The organism is Celeribacter sp. ULVN23_4, assembly GCF_054788345.1.
In genome coordinates this window covers 73,904-86,062 of the sequence record NZ_JBTVYO010000003.1, presented here as the reverse complement: position 1 = coordinate 86,062, position 12,159 = coordinate 73,904, and the positions used below count along the sequence as shown (strand labels likewise).

Here is a 12,159-nt window from a genome sequence, read left to right as displayed (position 1 = left end):
CTCAATTCAACAGGGGACATTGAGCTATGGATTTCAAAGAGCAGGTAAAAGAACTCGCGAAACGATCAAAGACAGCGACCGACAAGGCGCTGACAGAAGAAGCAACCAAGACCTCGGTCATTCTGCCATTCATTCAAATTCTAGGTTTTGACCCGTTTAACCTCGATGAGGTCATTCCAGAATATGTCTCCGACGTTGGCACCAAGAAGGGCGAAAAAGTTGACTTCGCTTTGAAAATCAAGGGCGAAACCAAAGTCCTCATCGAAGTCAAAGCAATCACAACCTCCCTCGGCAACACGCAATACAGCCAGCTTTACAGATACTTCGGTGTTACAGACGCTAACCTAGCAATCCTAACAAATGGTAAGGAAGCATGGTTTTTCTCCGACATTGATGCGCCCAACAAGATGGACAAAAAGCCGTTCTTCAAGTTCGACTTCCAAAAGCATGATGAGGATGAGATCACCGAACTCAGCCGTTTCCGAAAAGACGAATTTTCCATTGAAAATATTCTGGAAGCCGCGTCCGCTCTGAAATACTCGCACGCAGCCGCCCAGTATTTGAAGGCCCAACTCGACAACCCTGATGATGAGTTTGTGAAACTCATCGGTCGCCAGATTCATGACGGTATGTTGACCAAAAACGTGGTCGAACAAATTAGACCCGCCATTCAGTCCGCTATTGAGGTCATTGTAAGGGATCGTATCCAAGACAGGCTCGATATTGCTTTCCGCCCGAAATCAGAAGCCCCCAAAGCTGATGCATCTTCTGACAGTGAGGAGAAACGGTCAGACATCGTAACGACGGATGAGGAAAAAGAAGCTTACATGATGGTTAAGGCCATCGCAGCAAAGAGCATCGCCACGGATCGCGTCACCATCCGCGACGCCAAAAGCTACTGTAGCGTCTTCATTGATGACAACAATCGCAAACCACTCTGTCGGTTTTACTTCAACGCAAAATCCAAGAACGTCCTCGGCCTTTTTGATGCTGACAAAAAAGAAGAAAAGTACGATCTGACCAACATTGAAGACATCTATCAACATGCTGACGCAATAGCGAAGACTGCAGCCGCCTATTCATAAGAAGCTCCCCAGCGCCTTCCCGTGGGGGACGGGCGGGCGCTCGCGATGCGTGGCATCGCGTGGGGTGTCAGATTGAAACGCTATCATCATAGGCCTGCCCGGCGCTCCGTTACACTCCGCGCGTTCGGACCTAAAAACAGTCCCCCGGACTGTTTTTTAACGGTCCTCACCCCATCCCCGAGTGATTATTCCCCCGCTTCGCCGCTCGCCGCTTATCATCCCGCCAGCTCAGCACAGAAATCACCGCCCAAGTCCCCAGATAAACCGCGCCCATCGCCAGTATCCAACCGCCGTGCACCGGGCCGATGGCGGCGCGGGCGTAGAACTCATCCAGCGAAGTAAGCGGCGCCGGGTGGACCAGAAGTTTACCGACATAGGCGACCGTCTGGATGAGCAGAATCCAGAAGTAATTGCGCCGGATGCGGCGGCCCATCGCGACGCGGAGCGGCACGTGATAGGCGGGGAAGAGGTAGTCTTTCGCCAAAATCTTCTGCCACTCGGTCTCGCAGGTCACGGCATCGCGGTCGAGCATAGGAACGAAGAAATGCGTCTCCATCCATCTGCAGCGCGCGCGCCAGACGTTGAAATAGCGATAGCGCCGCGCTTCCAGCATCAAAAAGAAGATGATCAAGATCCCGACCAGCAGAAGCGGCAGCGGCGAGGCGGCGGGGGTCGCGAAGGCAATCGACAAAGCAATACCGAGCGTCACCACCGCCCAGTTCGTCGTGGTATCCAGCCGCGTGCGCCAGAGTGTCGAGCGGTAGACCTCACCCCGATAGAGGTGAGAGAATGCCGTGATCTCGGCATCCGAGAGCGCGGTATACGCCTTGGATGGTGCCTCTCCCATATCTCCTCCTCCCCCGACTGTGTCACGGCAGATCGCCCTCTGGCAAGCCCCGGCTCTTGACCTCCTCGTCGCACAACCGCATGAGCAGCCTATTGACCTGAGCCCGTCCGCTCATCACTCTGCCCCGCAAAGGGAGGCCCATATGCTCAAGAATTACAAAGACCTGCTCGCCGCGGCCCATGAGGTGATCGAAACGATCCCGACCGAGAGCGCGATCCGCATGACGAAGGACGAGGGCGTGGTCTTCGTGGACCTGCGCGACCGCCGCGAGCTTGAGCGCGAAGGCCGCATTCCCGGCGCGTTTCATTGCCCGCGCGGCATGCTGGAATTCTGGATCGACCCGGAAAGCCCCTATTACAAACCGAAATTCGGCGAGGATAAGACGTTCGTCTTCTATTGCGCCTCGGCGTGGCGCTCGGCTCTGGCGACGAAAACCTGTGTCGAGATGGGATTCACGAACGTGGCCCATGTCGCGGGCGGGTTTACGGCGTGGAAGATGCAGGGCGGCCCTGTCGAAGAGGTCGAAAAGCACTAGATCCGGTCTATGAAAGACGCTGAAATCAAAGTTCTCTACAACGATCAATGCCCGGTCTGTTCCTTTGAGATCAACCATTACAAGGGCTATTCGGAACGCTGTGACCTGCCGATCCGCTTTGACGATCTGAACAGGGACGCGGCCCGCTGGGGCATGGACCCGGATATGGCGGCGCGTCGGCTTTATGTCGAAAAGGACGGGGAGCTGTTGTCAGGCATGCCCGCGTTTCGGGTGCTGTGGGCCGAGATGCCGCGCTATCGCTGGCTCGCCCGCGTGACAGGTTGGCCGGTTCTGCGACACGTGACCAAATTCACCTATGACCGCATCCTCGCGCCGCTTATCTACCGCTGGCACAAACGGCGACAGGCCCGCGCTCAAAGCCGGTCGAGGTAATAACGCACCGCATCCTGCACATGGCGGAACCGGTCGCCGCCAAGGTGTTTGCCCCCGTACCAACGGGTGACGACGACGATCTGACCGGAGACGCCCTCGCGCTCCAGCATGCGCAAGATCACCATCCCCGCGCCGCTTTCCCCGTCGTCGTTTTTGACGGGCATCCCATCCGGTAAGATCACGCCCCAAGTGTTATGCGTCGCCTTGGCGAATTTCTTCTTGCGGCACAGCTCCTTGATGAAGGCCTTGGCCTCCTCCTCCGAGCTGCACACCCCGCCGGATACCGCGTATTTTGAGCCACGGTCGGATATGATGCCGTCATAACTTCGCATAATTTTTGCGTCTAAGGCCCAAAACTAAACGGTTTAGCTTGCTCAGGTTTGACAACCTGAATATGAATGTTTTGTAAAAGTTTATAAGCCATATCATGAAACATATTCCAGCCCTTGAGACCCTCCGCCCCAAAGGGGTATTTATCTCTATCACAGTCCTCATCGTCGCATCTCTCGTGTTGGGCCAAATCGCCATTGCCCGGCCCGCAATCATGTTTGAGGAAACCGGGACAATCATGCTCGGTTCCTTTGCGCTTTTGATTGCCACGGCACGGATCAACCGACGCCTCTTCACACAGCGAAGGACATCAACCCAGCCCCTGCTACAGGATAAGGCGGTCATCTGGGCCTTGATCAGCTTGGGCTTTCTCTATCTCGCTTTGGATGAAGTGGGGCAGTTTCACGAACAAATCGATTACTGGGTTCACCGAATAATGCATTGGCGCGTCACGGCTTTGAGTGATCGCCTGGATGACATGATCATCGGCCTATATGCTCTGATCGGGTTTGGTCTCATATGGATATACAAAGCGGAGTTTCACGGCGCCCCGACCCTACGTCGCTGGTTGACCGTGGGCGCGATTATCATGGTGCTCTCTATCGTCACCGATGCGCTGAGCAATCGAACAGATATCCTTGAGGCCACCGGACTGTCTCCCGAACGCGCTTGGGTCTGGCACGACTGGATCAGTATTGTCGAAGAAAGTTGTAAACTGTACGCCGAAGCCTGTTTCCTTCTCGGCTTCATCTCGCATCTGAAGCAGATCAAGCAACAGTAAGACACCCCACAAGCCGTGTCGGCCTCATCCGATTAGCACCACCAGCCAAGCGATCCCTGCGGCAATGGCCGTTACCGTCACCGCCGCAGACCCCGCATCCTTGGCGGTTTTGGCCAGAGGGTGCTCCTTGTCCGAGATGTAATCCACCGCATCTTCGATTGCCGTGTTCAACAGCTCGGCCGCAAGGATAAGGAGGCCCAGAGCAAGGATCAAACCGCGCTCCCCGGCGGTCATATCAAGGGCACATGCGAAACCGGCGGAGATAAGGTTGGCCCAGACCCATGTGCGGAAGGAATGCTCCGTCTTCCAAGCATACCGCAATCCGTCCATGCTCCAAACCGTCCGCAGAACCAACCGTTTCGCTGTATAGATCGCCTTGTCTTTCACCGCAGTTCCCCCATCTCCAGACCATGCATTGCAAAATCGTGCATCGCAAAACCATGTGCGAGGGAAACGACATAAGCAAGCGACAGAGACAAGAGAGGCTGCTGCAACACGCGACTGACGCTCTCTCACGAAGACAAACACAGCAACAAAAAGGGACCCACACACGGCCCCTTTTCCCTCTCTGAACTTTCGCGTTATTCCGCAGCGATCACCTGGTTCTGCAACGCACGCACATAGTAGAGCTTCTGCCCGTTCAGGCAGTAGTCCGGCGTCTGTTCTTGCCGCCCCTGATGTTCGAGCAACCAGAGGATGCAGGCATCATGCTGGGTGCATTGCGCACAACGGCTTTCCATCCGGGACAAATCCTCAGGGGCAATATCACCGGACGCGGCGGCGCGGACCACATCGGCGCCAATCCGTTCGGCCATCCCATGCATCAGGCAGGCATCACCCGGGCGCAAAAGCGTTTCCGTCATCATGTCGTTCTCCAATTCGTCTTTGCCATCGGCACGCGCAGGTGCCGCAGCGCCCTCATTCAGCAGCGAGGCGCTCCAGGTCGTCTTTGTTCCGGCAATAGCTCGGTGCGGCATCGGCGCCGTGTTCATGGCTGGCCAAGAAGCTTTCGCAGGCTTGCGGATCAGAGCAGCCGATGCAGCGATGTACACGGAACTCCATTTGTTCCTCGTCGCATTCCCCACGTTGGATCTTCTCGTCGAAATCGACGCCAAGTGTCTGCGCCATACGATTCATCAACCGCTCATGCGTCTCGAATGCTTTCGTCCCAGTCATGACAATCTCCGATGTTTGCGTTTCATCTTCCCGCGAAAAAGAGACCACGCGGCCCAGCTGCGAACCTTGATCCTGATCAATTCGGCCTCTGAGGCTCCGATATGCGCCCCCACATGCGGCGAACGTCGAAAAATCAGGCGTTCTTTACGGCTTTTCTGAAACTGTCAGGGCGTATGTGCGAAGAAAAACGCCTCTGTTTCTGCCGAATCTCCCGGCGTGAGGGCGAGACGACGCCCCCCCCAATGGCGCATTTAACCAAGCTCAGGGTCCAGCGATGTCCGAAATCTGTCGCTTGCTTTTGGCCACCGGCAGGTGCAGCATCGGCTTATGTTTACAATCGAACACGATTTTGACGCGACGGTCGTCACCATAGTCGATGAGGGCGAAGCCCCTCTTCAGGAAGATGTCATCATCTCTGCCTTCGCGGAATGCGTCACGGTCGAACAACACGACCCGCGCACCGACCGGGTGCACAAGATCACCTTCTCGCTCCAGCAGTTGCGCGATCTCGGGGCCGCGCTCGACCTGCCCGAGGGGGCTTATCGTCTGACGCCTGTGGAAGAGTAAGCTGCGCAGAGCCACAGAGCGACAACACGAGGGCTGACAAAAGGTCCGACAGATGTCCGACACAAAGCCGACGCTTTGCCGACAACCGATTTCAGCCGGATCGTGGCGGCTATTCCACCCGGAACACCTTGTCGCGCGAGGTCTCCCCGCGCAGCAGAACCAGTTCGCTTTTCGCCCGCCCCATCGCTTTCGCCAAAAGCTTGATGACGTCCTTCGTCGCCTTGCCGCCCTCGGGCACCGTGGTCACATAGACACGCACCTGCCCGTCCTCGACGGTGATCGCATTGCGCGACGCTTTCGGTGTCACCCGCACCGCGAGTTGCCCGTCAGAGACCGCCGCAAGCAGCGCCGTTTTCAATTCCGCTTTATCCATGCCCCCGTTTACCACGGGCACGGTTGAATTCACGGCCAAAAATGATGACATGAGACAAGACGCACACCACGAAAGGCCGCACATGCCCGCTCCGAATCCCGCCGCGCTCGATTTCCTTCTCACTCGCCGCTCCCGCCCCGCCAAGACGCTCACCGCGCCGGTGCCGGATCGCGAGACCCTGATGACGCTCCTGACGGCGGCGGCCCGCACACCGGACCACGGCAAGCTCGAACCCTGGCGCTTCATCGTGCTTGAGAAAGCCGCCATGACCCGGCTTTCCGAGCGGATCAAACCCTTGGCCGCTGAGCTCGGCATCGAGGAGGGCAAGATCGAGAAGGCCTATCGCCAATATGCCGATGCCGATCTCGCCGTGGCCGTCGTTTTCTCTCCGAAAGAAAGCGAAAAAGTCCCTGAAATCGAACAGTTGTACTCCGCCGGCGCGGTTTGCCTGTCGCTTCTGAACGCCGCATTGGCGGCAGGCTGGGGCGCGAACTGGCTCTCGGGTTGGGCCTCTTTTGATCGCTCCTTCGTCGAAGAGGGGCTTGGTCTTGCCGCCCATGAAAGCATCGCGGGCTTCATCCACATCGGCACCGAAACCATCGCCCCGCCGGAGCGCCCACGCCCGGATATGGATCAGATCGTGACATGGATGACCGAGTGATGTTCGGAGATTTCACGAAGGCCATCGGCCAGTTGAGTGACAAGCGGTTCCAGTCCGTTCTGCTCAAAGGCCTCGGCCTCACCGTCGCCCTTCTGGTGGCGATCTATCTTGTGTTTATCTGGGTGATCGGCGCCTTCGTCCCCGACACGTTCACCCTACCCGTGATCGGCGAAATCACATGGATCGACAATGCGCTGTCCATCGGTTCGTTCTTTCTGATGATCGTGCTGTCGATGTTCCTTATGGTGCCCGTCGCCTCGGCCTTCACCGGCCTCTTTCTCGAAGAGGTGTCCGAAGCCGTCGAGGATCGCCATTACCCCGACCTGCCGGACGTGCCGCGTCAGTCCTTCTCTGACATGCTCATGGATTCCTTGGGCTTTCTCGGCGTGATCGTGCTCGCGAACCTGATCGCTCTGGTGCTTTACCTGATCCTGAATATTGCCGCCCCGGTGATCTTCTGGGCGCTGAACGGCTTTCTTCTGGGCCGCGAATATTTCCAGATGGTTGCCATGCGCCGCCTTGGCCGCGAGGGCGCAAAAGCCGCCCGCAAACGCCATATGCCGCAGATTTGGCTGGCGGGGGCTTTGATGGCGATCCCGCTCTCTGTCCCCTTGGTGAACCTGCTGATCCCGGTTCTGGGCGCGGCCACCTTCACCCATATGTTCATGCGGCTGGAGGGCAGCACTCTGCGCTGATCGGCGGGCGGTTCAGCTATCCGCCACGGAGGGCAGTTTCGCCGTCCAATCAAGGTCGTGCCAGCTGATCCAGCCTGACAGGATAACGGCAACCAAGGCCGCCCAGATCACGGTGGCGAACACGGTCACCCAGATCAGTTTGCGTTTGAGATTGAAATTCGCGGGCGCCCCGTCATGGGTGCCCGCTATTTTTTCGCCCTCGTCGCCTTGCGTCCTCAACCCGATGGGCAGGGCCACGAACAGCGTCATGAACCATGTCACCGCATAGAGAACGATGGCCGAGGTGATGGCCATGTCAGACCTGTTCCAGCTCGATCAGGCAGCCGTTGAAATCTTTCGGATGCAAGAACAACACCGGCTTGCCATGCGCGCCGATTTTCGGCTCGCCGGTCCCAAGCACCCGCGCGCCTTCGGCCTTGAGCTTGTCCCGCGCCGCGAGGATGTCATCCACCTCATAGCAAATGTGGTGAATGCCGCCCGAGGGGTTCTTGTCGAGAAAGCCTTGGATCGGGGAGTTTTCGCCGAGCGGATAGAGAAGCTCAATCTTCGTGTTCGGCAATTCGATGAACACCACGGTCACACCATGATCCGGCTCATCCTGCGGCGGATTTACCTTTGCGCCCAGAGTGTTCGCATATTGCGCCGAAGCTGCTTCGAGATCCGGCACCGCGATGGCGACATGGTTCAGACGACCGATCATGTTTCTCTTCCTCCATGAGATTCACTGGTCTGTTATCGCCCGAGAGACAGGGGCCTCGCAAGAGATTTGGCGCGCAGATGCCGCAAGGGTAAAGCGCAGATTGACGCGCCTCACGCAGAGTTAACGGCCCGTTCACCCCTTTCGCGCTTTAATCCGAGTCGCCCTTGATGGAGTTGGAAACATGCCCGACGATCTCGACACACTGATGATCCCTCAAATGCCGACTGCGGAGCGCCCGCTTTTGGGCCTCACAGTTCTCGTGGTGGAGGACAGCCGCTTTGCCTCCGAAGCCATGCGTCTTCTTTGCCTCAGGTCCGGCGCTCGCATCCGGCGCGCCGACTGTCTTGCGACCGCACGCAAACATCTTCGCGTCTACCGACCGAATATTGTCATTGTCGATCTCGGACTACCCGACGGCTCCGGCACCGAATTGATCCATGAGTTGCGGCAGGCCCGCCCCCGCGTCGACGTTCTGCTCGGCATGTCGGGCGACAGCGGCGCGGAAACGCTTTGCCTTGCCTCCGGCGCGGACGGGTTTATCGAGAAACCGATTGCCTCGCTCGGGGTGTTTCAAGAATGCGTTCTGTCCTGCCTCCCGGTGGAGGGACGCCCCGAAGGCGTGCATATTGTCAGCACGGAAGAGGTCAGCCCCGACCCAATCGCCCTACAGGATGATTTCGTGCATATCGCCGATCTTCTGACCACGAATGAGGGTGACGGGCTGCTGGATTACATCGCGCAATTCCTGTCCGGCGTGGCCCGAACAGCGGGCGATACGGAAATGGAAAGCGCTGCACAAACACTGGCATCTGAGCGCCGCAACGGTCGGCCCTATGGCTCCGCTGTCGCGCATATCGCCGGGCTTGTGCAGGCCCGGATCGAACCGCGCAAAGTCGTCTAAGCCTCTGCGTTCCGTCATAGAAAAAGGGCGCAGGAAAGTCCCGCGCCCTTTAAAATCTGTTTATAGCTCAGCCAATGCGGCTCAGTCTTCCTGAGGAATAACCCGCAGGTTCAGCTCGCGAAGCTGTTCATTGGTCGGCTCCGACGGAGCGCCCATCATCAGGTCTTCGGCACGCTGGTTCATCGGGAAGAGCATGACTTCGCGGATGTTGTCCTGATCGGCGAGGATCATCACGGCACGGTCGATCCCGAGGGCACAGCCACCGTGCGGCGGAGCGCCGTATTGGAAGGCGTTGACCATACCGCCAAAGCGTTTCTCGACTTCTTCCTTGCCGTAACCAGCAAGTTCGAACGCCTTGAACATGATCTCCGGCTTGTGGTTCCGGATGGCGCCGGACACAAGCTCGTAGCCGTTACAAGCCAGGTCATATTGCCAACCGAGCACTTTGAGCGGATCGCCCATGAGCGCGTCCATCCCGCCTTGCGGCATGGAAAACGGGTTGTGCTCAAAATCGATCTTACCGGTTTCTTCGTCCTGTTCGTAGATCGGGAAGTCCACGATCCATGCGAATTTGAACGCATCGCGCCAGTTCTCGTCTTCCGGTGCTTTCGGGGTTTCTTCCCAAATCACGGTACGAGCTTTGCCAGCCACGCGCTCAAACGACTTAGGCTTGCCGCCAAGGAAGAAGGCCGCATCGCCCACTTCGAGACCAAGCTGCTGACGGATCGCCTCGGTGCGTTCCGGGCCGATGTTTTTCGCCAGCGGACCGGCGGCTTCCATGCCGTCGCCCTGATCGCGCCAGAAGATGTACCCCATCCCCGGCAGACCTTCTTGTTGGGCGAACTTGTTCATCCGGTCGCAGAATTTGCGAGAGCCGCCTTTCGGGGCCGGGATCGCGCGCACTTCGTTGCCATCCTGCTCCAGCAGTTTCGCGAAGATCGCAAAACCAGAGCCACGGAAATGCTCGGACACATCCTGCATCTTGATCGGGTTGCGAAGATCCGGCTTGTCGGTGCCGTACCACAGAGCCGCATCGCGATAGGATATCTGCGGCCAGTCGCGGTTCGATTTGCGGCCTTTGCCGAACTTGTCGAACATGTCAGCGATCACCGGCTCCATCACGTCAAAAATGTCCTGTTGAGTGACAAAGGACATTTCCATGTCGAGCTGGTAGAAATCGGTCGGCGAACGGTCGGCACGCGGGTCTTCGTCGCGGAAGCACGGTGCGATCTGGAAATACTTGTCGAAACCCGACACCATGAGCAGCTGTTTGAACTGCTGCGGCGCTTGCGGCAGGGCATAGAATTTGCCCGGATGCAGACGGGACGGCACGAGGAAGTCACGCGCGCCTTCCGGGGAAGAGGCGGTGATGATCGGCGTCTGGAATTCGTTGAAGTTCTGGGCCCACATGCGCTGACGCAGATCGGCGACAACCTGAGAGCGCATGATCATGTTCTTCTGCATCTGCTCGCGGCGCAGGTCGAGGTAACGGTATTTCAGGCGGGTTTCTTCCGGGTACTCCTGATCGCCGAAGACCATGAGCGGCAGCTCAGCGGCGGCACCCAGCACTTCGAGATCGCGGACGAACACTTCGATCTCACCGGTCGGCAATTTCGGGTTCACCAGTTCCGGGTCACGCGCCTTCACTGTGCCGTCGATGCGGATACACCATTCGGAACGCACCTTCTCCATATCGGAGAAGACCGGGCTGTCGGGATCACAGAGAACCTGCGTCATGCCATAATGGTCGCGCAGATCGACGAACAGAATGCCGCCATGGTCACGGATGCGGTGCACCCAACCAGAGAGGCGCACGGTGTCGCCGACGTTGGAGTTGTTCAGTTCGGCGCAGGTATGGCTGCGATAGACGTGCATGAGCTTACCCTTCGGGAAATCGGATAGTTTGTGCCGATACACCCGCCCGCGACGGGAAAGTCAAGGGCAGGCTGCCCCGGAGCCGCCCGGACACGGAATACTGATCAGGATTGAGCCTGCAAAGCCGGTTTCCAAAGGGTTTCCCGGCGGCGCAGGAGCGCATAAAGCCCTCCGATCACCAGAATGGAGACATAGCCGTCCAAAGCGTAATGCCAGCCGAGATAGACGGACAGGACGAGGTAGACCGCGACATAGCCCGCTGCGATGAACCAGCTCGCAATCCGTGCGCCACATCCCAGCACCCGCGGCAAGCGCAGAATACGCATCCAATCGCTCACCAGCCGGATCAGATACAGGGCAATGACTGTCGCCATACCGACATGAACCGAGGGAAACGCGGAAATCCCGGAGCCCGCCATAGGAAGTTCCCCGCTATAGGCGGTCCAGAGTTTCATCTTGACCTCTTCCAGAGCCCAGGCGTCATCGCGCTGCAACATCCCCAGAACGCCTTCATGCATCTGGGCATTTCCGTCAGCAAACAGATCGGAAAAAATCGGCCCGTAGGACATGAAGCATACAGCGATAAGATTCCCGAGTACGATCCAGCAGCCCATCCAGAGAAGGATGAACGTCCGGCGCCGTTCCGGGTTCGGATCCAAAGCGGTCAGAATGAATGGCAAATAAGTTGCCGGAACCACCCATGAATTCAGGTAAAAACGCAGCAAAGTAGAGACATCCATCCCGGACAGCCACGACACCATCGCGTGGGGCGCATGCCCAAAATGCAGGGCCAGATCCGCAGACGCCAGCACATCATCCGCCCAGAAAGGGATCACGGAGGGCAGGTTGTTTTTCACAAGCCCGAACATCAGGACGAAGATCGAGCAATACACCAATGCGGCGAGAGACGGCACTTTCTGGGCCCAGACATGCCGACGCAGCGGCCCATTCAGCACCAAAAACGCAATTCCAGGCAAAAGGAGCCATAAAGGCACCAGCGACGAGACCAGTTGAGCAAACAATTCGAAGGCACCGGAAAAGCCGAGCAGCACGAGAAGCGGATTCTCTCCGAGGGACAAAAGGAAAAGACCGCCGAGCGCGACATAAAGCAGTGTCCCAGTGCTCAGGACACTCGCAGAAGGCGCTTGCCGACGACCGACCCGCTCCTCTTTGATTCCTGCGATTTCCGCTTGCTGCATGTCTTTATCCTGCTCACGTATCGTTGAAACAAAGAAATGCC

18 protein-coding genes are annotated in these 12,159 nt (G+C 57.8%); 8 read left to right on the top strand and 10 right to left on the bottom strand.

Annotation, left to right across the window (positions count from 1 at the left end; genetic code table 11):
* Nucleotides 1–26 precede the first annotated feature (26 nt).
* Nucleotides 27–1,085 (top strand): type I restriction enzyme HsdR N-terminal domain-containing protein, encoded by a 1,059-nt coding sequence (locus ACYBHZ_RS09220; protein ID WP_460273978.1) that lies wholly within the window; start codon nucleotides 27–29, stop codon nucleotides 1,083–1,085.
* 166 nt (nucleotides 1,086–1,251) lie between these two features.
* Here the strand turns inward: ACYBHZ_RS09220 and ACYBHZ_RS09215 are convergent, their stop codons facing one another.
* Entirely contained in the window at nucleotides 1,252–1,932 is a 681-nt protein-coding gene (locus ACYBHZ_RS09215; RefSeq protein WP_460273977.1) for a DUF2270 domain-containing protein, read from the bottom strand.
* A gap of 142 nt (nucleotides 1,933–2,074) precedes the next feature.
* On the opposite strand from ACYBHZ_RS09215, the gene ACYBHZ_RS09210 reads away from it, so the two are divergent.
* Nucleotides 2,075–2,467, top strand: coding sequence for a rhodanese-like domain-containing protein (locus ACYBHZ_RS09210; protein WP_460273976.1), 393 nt, complete (start codon nucleotides 2,075–2,077; stop codon nucleotides 2,465–2,467).
* A 9-nt stretch (nucleotides 2,468–2,476) separates the two neighbouring features.
* Nucleotides 2,477–2,860 carry a thiol-disulfide oxidoreductase DCC family protein gene (locus ACYBHZ_RS09205; RefSeq protein ID WP_460273975.1) on the top strand — a complete coding sequence of 128 codons (384 nt, stop codon included), beginning with the start codon at nucleotides 2,477–2,479 and terminating at the stop codon, nucleotides 2,858–2,860.
* Here the strand turns inward: ACYBHZ_RS09205 and ACYBHZ_RS09200 are convergent.
* Complete coding sequence (locus ACYBHZ_RS09200; RefSeq protein WP_460273974.1) at nucleotides 2,842–3,192, bottom strand: YigZ family protein; 351 nt, start codon at nucleotides 3,190–3,192, stop codon at nucleotides 2,842–2,844. The two genes, ACYBHZ_RS09205 and ACYBHZ_RS09200, sit on opposite strands and share 19 nt — an antisense overlap.
* A 95-nt stretch (nucleotides 3,193–3,287) precedes the next feature.
* On the opposite strand from ACYBHZ_RS09200, the gene ACYBHZ_RS09195 reads away from it, so the two are divergent.
* A complete protein-coding gene (locus ACYBHZ_RS09195) occupies nucleotides 3,288–3,971 on the top strand; it encodes a hypothetical protein (protein ID WP_460273973.1) in 684 nt (227 codons plus the stop codon).
* Between the two features lie 24 nt (nucleotides 3,972–3,995).
* Here ACYBHZ_RS09195 and ACYBHZ_RS09190 read toward each other — a convergent pair whose 3' ends face one another.
* The 3 genes from ACYBHZ_RS09190 to ACYBHZ_RS09180 all read right to left on the bottom strand — a co-directional run bounded on the left by ACYBHZ_RS09190 (nucleotide 3,996) and on the right by ACYBHZ_RS09180 (nucleotide 5,147).
* Entirely contained in the window at nucleotides 3,996–4,358 is a 363-nt protein-coding gene (locus ACYBHZ_RS09190; protein WP_460273972.1) for a diacylglycerol kinase, read from the bottom strand.
* 194 nt (nucleotides 4,359–4,552) lie between these two features.
* The gene (locus ACYBHZ_RS09185) at nucleotides 4,553–4,837 is read right to left on the bottom strand and encodes a DUF6455 family protein (RefSeq protein ID WP_460273971.1); all 285 of its coding nucleotides are present in this window, start codon (nucleotides 4,835–4,837) and stop codon (nucleotides 4,553–4,555) included.
* Nucleotides 4,838–4,889: 52 nt separating this feature from the next.
* Nucleotides 4,890–5,147, bottom strand: a complete 258-nt coding sequence (locus ACYBHZ_RS09180; protein WP_460273970.1) for a DUF6455 family protein — start codon at nucleotides 5,145–5,147, stop codon at nucleotides 4,890–4,892.
* Between the two features lie 327 nt (nucleotides 5,148–5,474).
* On the opposite strand from ACYBHZ_RS09180, the gene ACYBHZ_RS09175 reads away from it, so the two are divergent.
* A complete protein-coding gene (locus tag ACYBHZ_RS09175) occupies nucleotides 5,475–5,714 on the top strand; it encodes a hypothetical protein (protein ID WP_460273969.1) in 240 nt (79 codons plus the stop codon).
* Between the two features lie 109 nt (nucleotides 5,715–5,823).
* On the opposite strand, the gene ACYBHZ_RS09170 is transcribed toward ACYBHZ_RS09175, so the two are convergent.
* Nucleotides 5,824–6,087 carry a DUF167 domain-containing protein gene (locus ACYBHZ_RS09170; RefSeq protein ID WP_460273968.1) on the bottom strand — a complete coding sequence of 88 codons (264 nt, stop codon included), beginning with the start codon at nucleotides 6,085–6,087 and terminating at the stop codon, nucleotides 5,824–5,826.
* 82 nt (nucleotides 6,088–6,169) lie between these two features.
* On the opposite strand from ACYBHZ_RS09170, the gene ACYBHZ_RS09165 reads away from it, so the two are divergent.
* Nucleotides 6,170–6,748: a nitroreductase family protein gene (locus ACYBHZ_RS09165; RefSeq protein WP_460273967.1), complete on the top strand. Its 579-nt coding sequence runs from the start codon at nucleotides 6,170–6,172 to the stop codon at nucleotides 6,746–6,748.
* Complete coding sequence (locus tag ACYBHZ_RS09160; RefSeq protein WP_460273966.1) at nucleotides 6,748–7,443, top strand: EI24 domain-containing protein; 696 nt, start codon at nucleotides 6,748–6,750, stop codon at nucleotides 7,441–7,443. Before ACYBHZ_RS09165 ends, ACYBHZ_RS09160 begins: the two co-directional genes overlap by 1 nt.
* Before the next feature lie 12 nt (nucleotides 7,444–7,455).
* On the opposite strand, the gene ACYBHZ_RS09155 is transcribed toward ACYBHZ_RS09160, so the two are convergent.
* Both ACYBHZ_RS09155 and mce read right to left on the bottom strand, forming a co-directional pair.
* Nucleotides 7,456–7,737, bottom strand: coding sequence for a DUF1467 family protein (locus tag ACYBHZ_RS09155; protein WP_460273965.1), 282 nt, complete (start codon nucleotides 7,735–7,737; stop codon nucleotides 7,456–7,458).
* Nucleotide 7,738: 1 nt separating this feature from the next.
* Nucleotides 7,739–8,143: a methylmalonyl-CoA epimerase gene (gene mce, locus ACYBHZ_RS09150; RefSeq protein WP_434288486.1), complete on the bottom strand. Its 405-nt coding sequence runs from the start codon at nucleotides 8,141–8,143 to the stop codon at nucleotides 7,739–7,741.
* Nucleotides 8,144–8,324: 181 nt separating this feature from the next.
* On the opposite strand from mce, the gene ACYBHZ_RS09145 reads away from it, so the two are divergent.
* Nucleotides 8,325–9,044 carry a response regulator gene (locus tag ACYBHZ_RS09145; RefSeq protein ID WP_460273964.1) on the top strand — a complete coding sequence of 240 codons (720 nt, stop codon included), beginning with the start codon at nucleotides 8,325–8,327 and terminating at the stop codon, nucleotides 9,042–9,044.
* Nucleotides 9,045–9,125: 81 nt separating this feature from the next.
* Here ACYBHZ_RS09145 and aspS read toward each other — a convergent pair whose 3' ends face one another.
* Nucleotides 9,126–10,919 (bottom strand): aspartate--tRNA ligase, encoded by a 1,794-nt coding sequence (gene aspS, locus ACYBHZ_RS09140; protein ID WP_460273963.1) that lies wholly within the window; start codon nucleotides 10,917–10,919, stop codon nucleotides 9,126–9,128.
* Between the two features lie 104 nt (nucleotides 10,920–11,023).
* Nucleotides 11,024–12,118, bottom strand: a complete 1,095-nt coding sequence (locus ACYBHZ_RS09135) for a phosphatase PAP2 family protein (protein ID WP_460273962.1) — start codon at nucleotides 12,116–12,118, stop codon at nucleotides 11,024–11,026.
* Between the last annotated feature and the right edge of the window lie 41 nt (nucleotides 12,119–12,159).

What these genes read in the sequence shown, in the direction of transcription:
- ACYBHZ_RS09220 (WP_460273978.1), top strand. Translation starts at nt 27, where the DNA reads ATGGATTTCAAAGAGCAGGTAAAAGAACTCGCGAAACGATCAAAGACA.
- ACYBHZ_RS09215 (WP_460273977.1), bottom strand. Translation starts at nt 1,932, where the DNA reads ATGGGAGAGGCACCATCCAAGGCGTATACCGCGCTCTCGGATGCCGAG.
- ACYBHZ_RS09210 (WP_460273976.1), top strand. Translation starts at nt 2,075, where the DNA reads ATGCTCAAGAATTACAAAGACCTGCTCGCCGCGGCCCATGAGGTGATC.
- ACYBHZ_RS09205 (WP_460273975.1), top strand. Translation starts at nt 2,477, where the DNA reads ATGAAAGACGCTGAAATCAAAGTTCTCTACAACGATCAATGCCCGGTC.
- ACYBHZ_RS09200 (WP_460273974.1), bottom strand. Translation starts at nt 3,192, where the DNA reads ATGCGAAGTTATGACGGCATCATATCCGACCGTGGCTCAAAATACGCG.
- ACYBHZ_RS09195 (WP_460273973.1), top strand. Translation starts at nt 3,288, where the DNA reads ATGAAACATATTCCAGCCCTTGAGACCCTCCGCCCCAAAGGGGTATTT.
- ACYBHZ_RS09185 (WP_460273971.1), bottom strand. Translation starts at nt 4,837, where the DNA reads ATGATGACGGAAACGCTTTTGCGCCCGGGTGATGCCTGCCTGATGCAT.
- ACYBHZ_RS09180 (WP_460273970.1), bottom strand. Translation starts at nt 5,147, where the DNA reads ATGACTGGGACGAAAGCATTCGAGACGCATGAGCGGTTGATGAATCGT.
- ACYBHZ_RS09175 (WP_460273969.1), top strand. Translation starts at nt 5,475, where the DNA reads ATGTTTACAATCGAACACGATTTTGACGCGACGGTCGTCACCATAGTC.
- ACYBHZ_RS09170 (WP_460273968.1), bottom strand. Translation starts at nt 6,087, where the DNA reads ATGGATAAAGCGGAATTGAAAACGGCGCTGCTTGCGGCGGTCTCTGAC.
- ACYBHZ_RS09165 (WP_460273967.1), top strand. Translation starts at nt 6,170, where the DNA reads ATGCCCGCTCCGAATCCCGCCGCGCTCGATTTCCTTCTCACTCGCCGC.
- ACYBHZ_RS09160 (WP_460273966.1), top strand. Translation starts at nt 6,748, where the DNA reads ATGTTCGGAGATTTCACGAAGGCCATCGGCCAGTTGAGTGACAAGCGG.
- ACYBHZ_RS09155 (WP_460273965.1), bottom strand. Translation starts at nt 7,737, where the DNA reads ATGGCCATCACCTCGGCCATCGTTCTCTATGCGGTGACATGGTTCATG.
- mce (WP_434288486.1), bottom strand. Translation starts at nt 8,143, where the DNA reads ATGATCGGTCGTCTGAACCATGTCGCCATCGCGGTGCCGGATCTCGAA.
- ACYBHZ_RS09145 (WP_460273964.1), top strand. Translation starts at nt 8,325, where the DNA reads ATGCCCGACGATCTCGACACACTGATGATCCCTCAAATGCCGACTGCG.
- aspS (WP_460273963.1), bottom strand. Translation starts at nt 10,919, where the DNA reads ATGCACGTCTATCGCAGCCATACCTGCGCCGAACTGAACAACTCCAAC.
- ACYBHZ_RS09135 (WP_460273962.1), bottom strand. Translation starts at nt 12,118, where the DNA reads ATGCAGCAAGCGGAAATCGCAGGAATCAAAGAGGAGCGGGTCGGTCGT.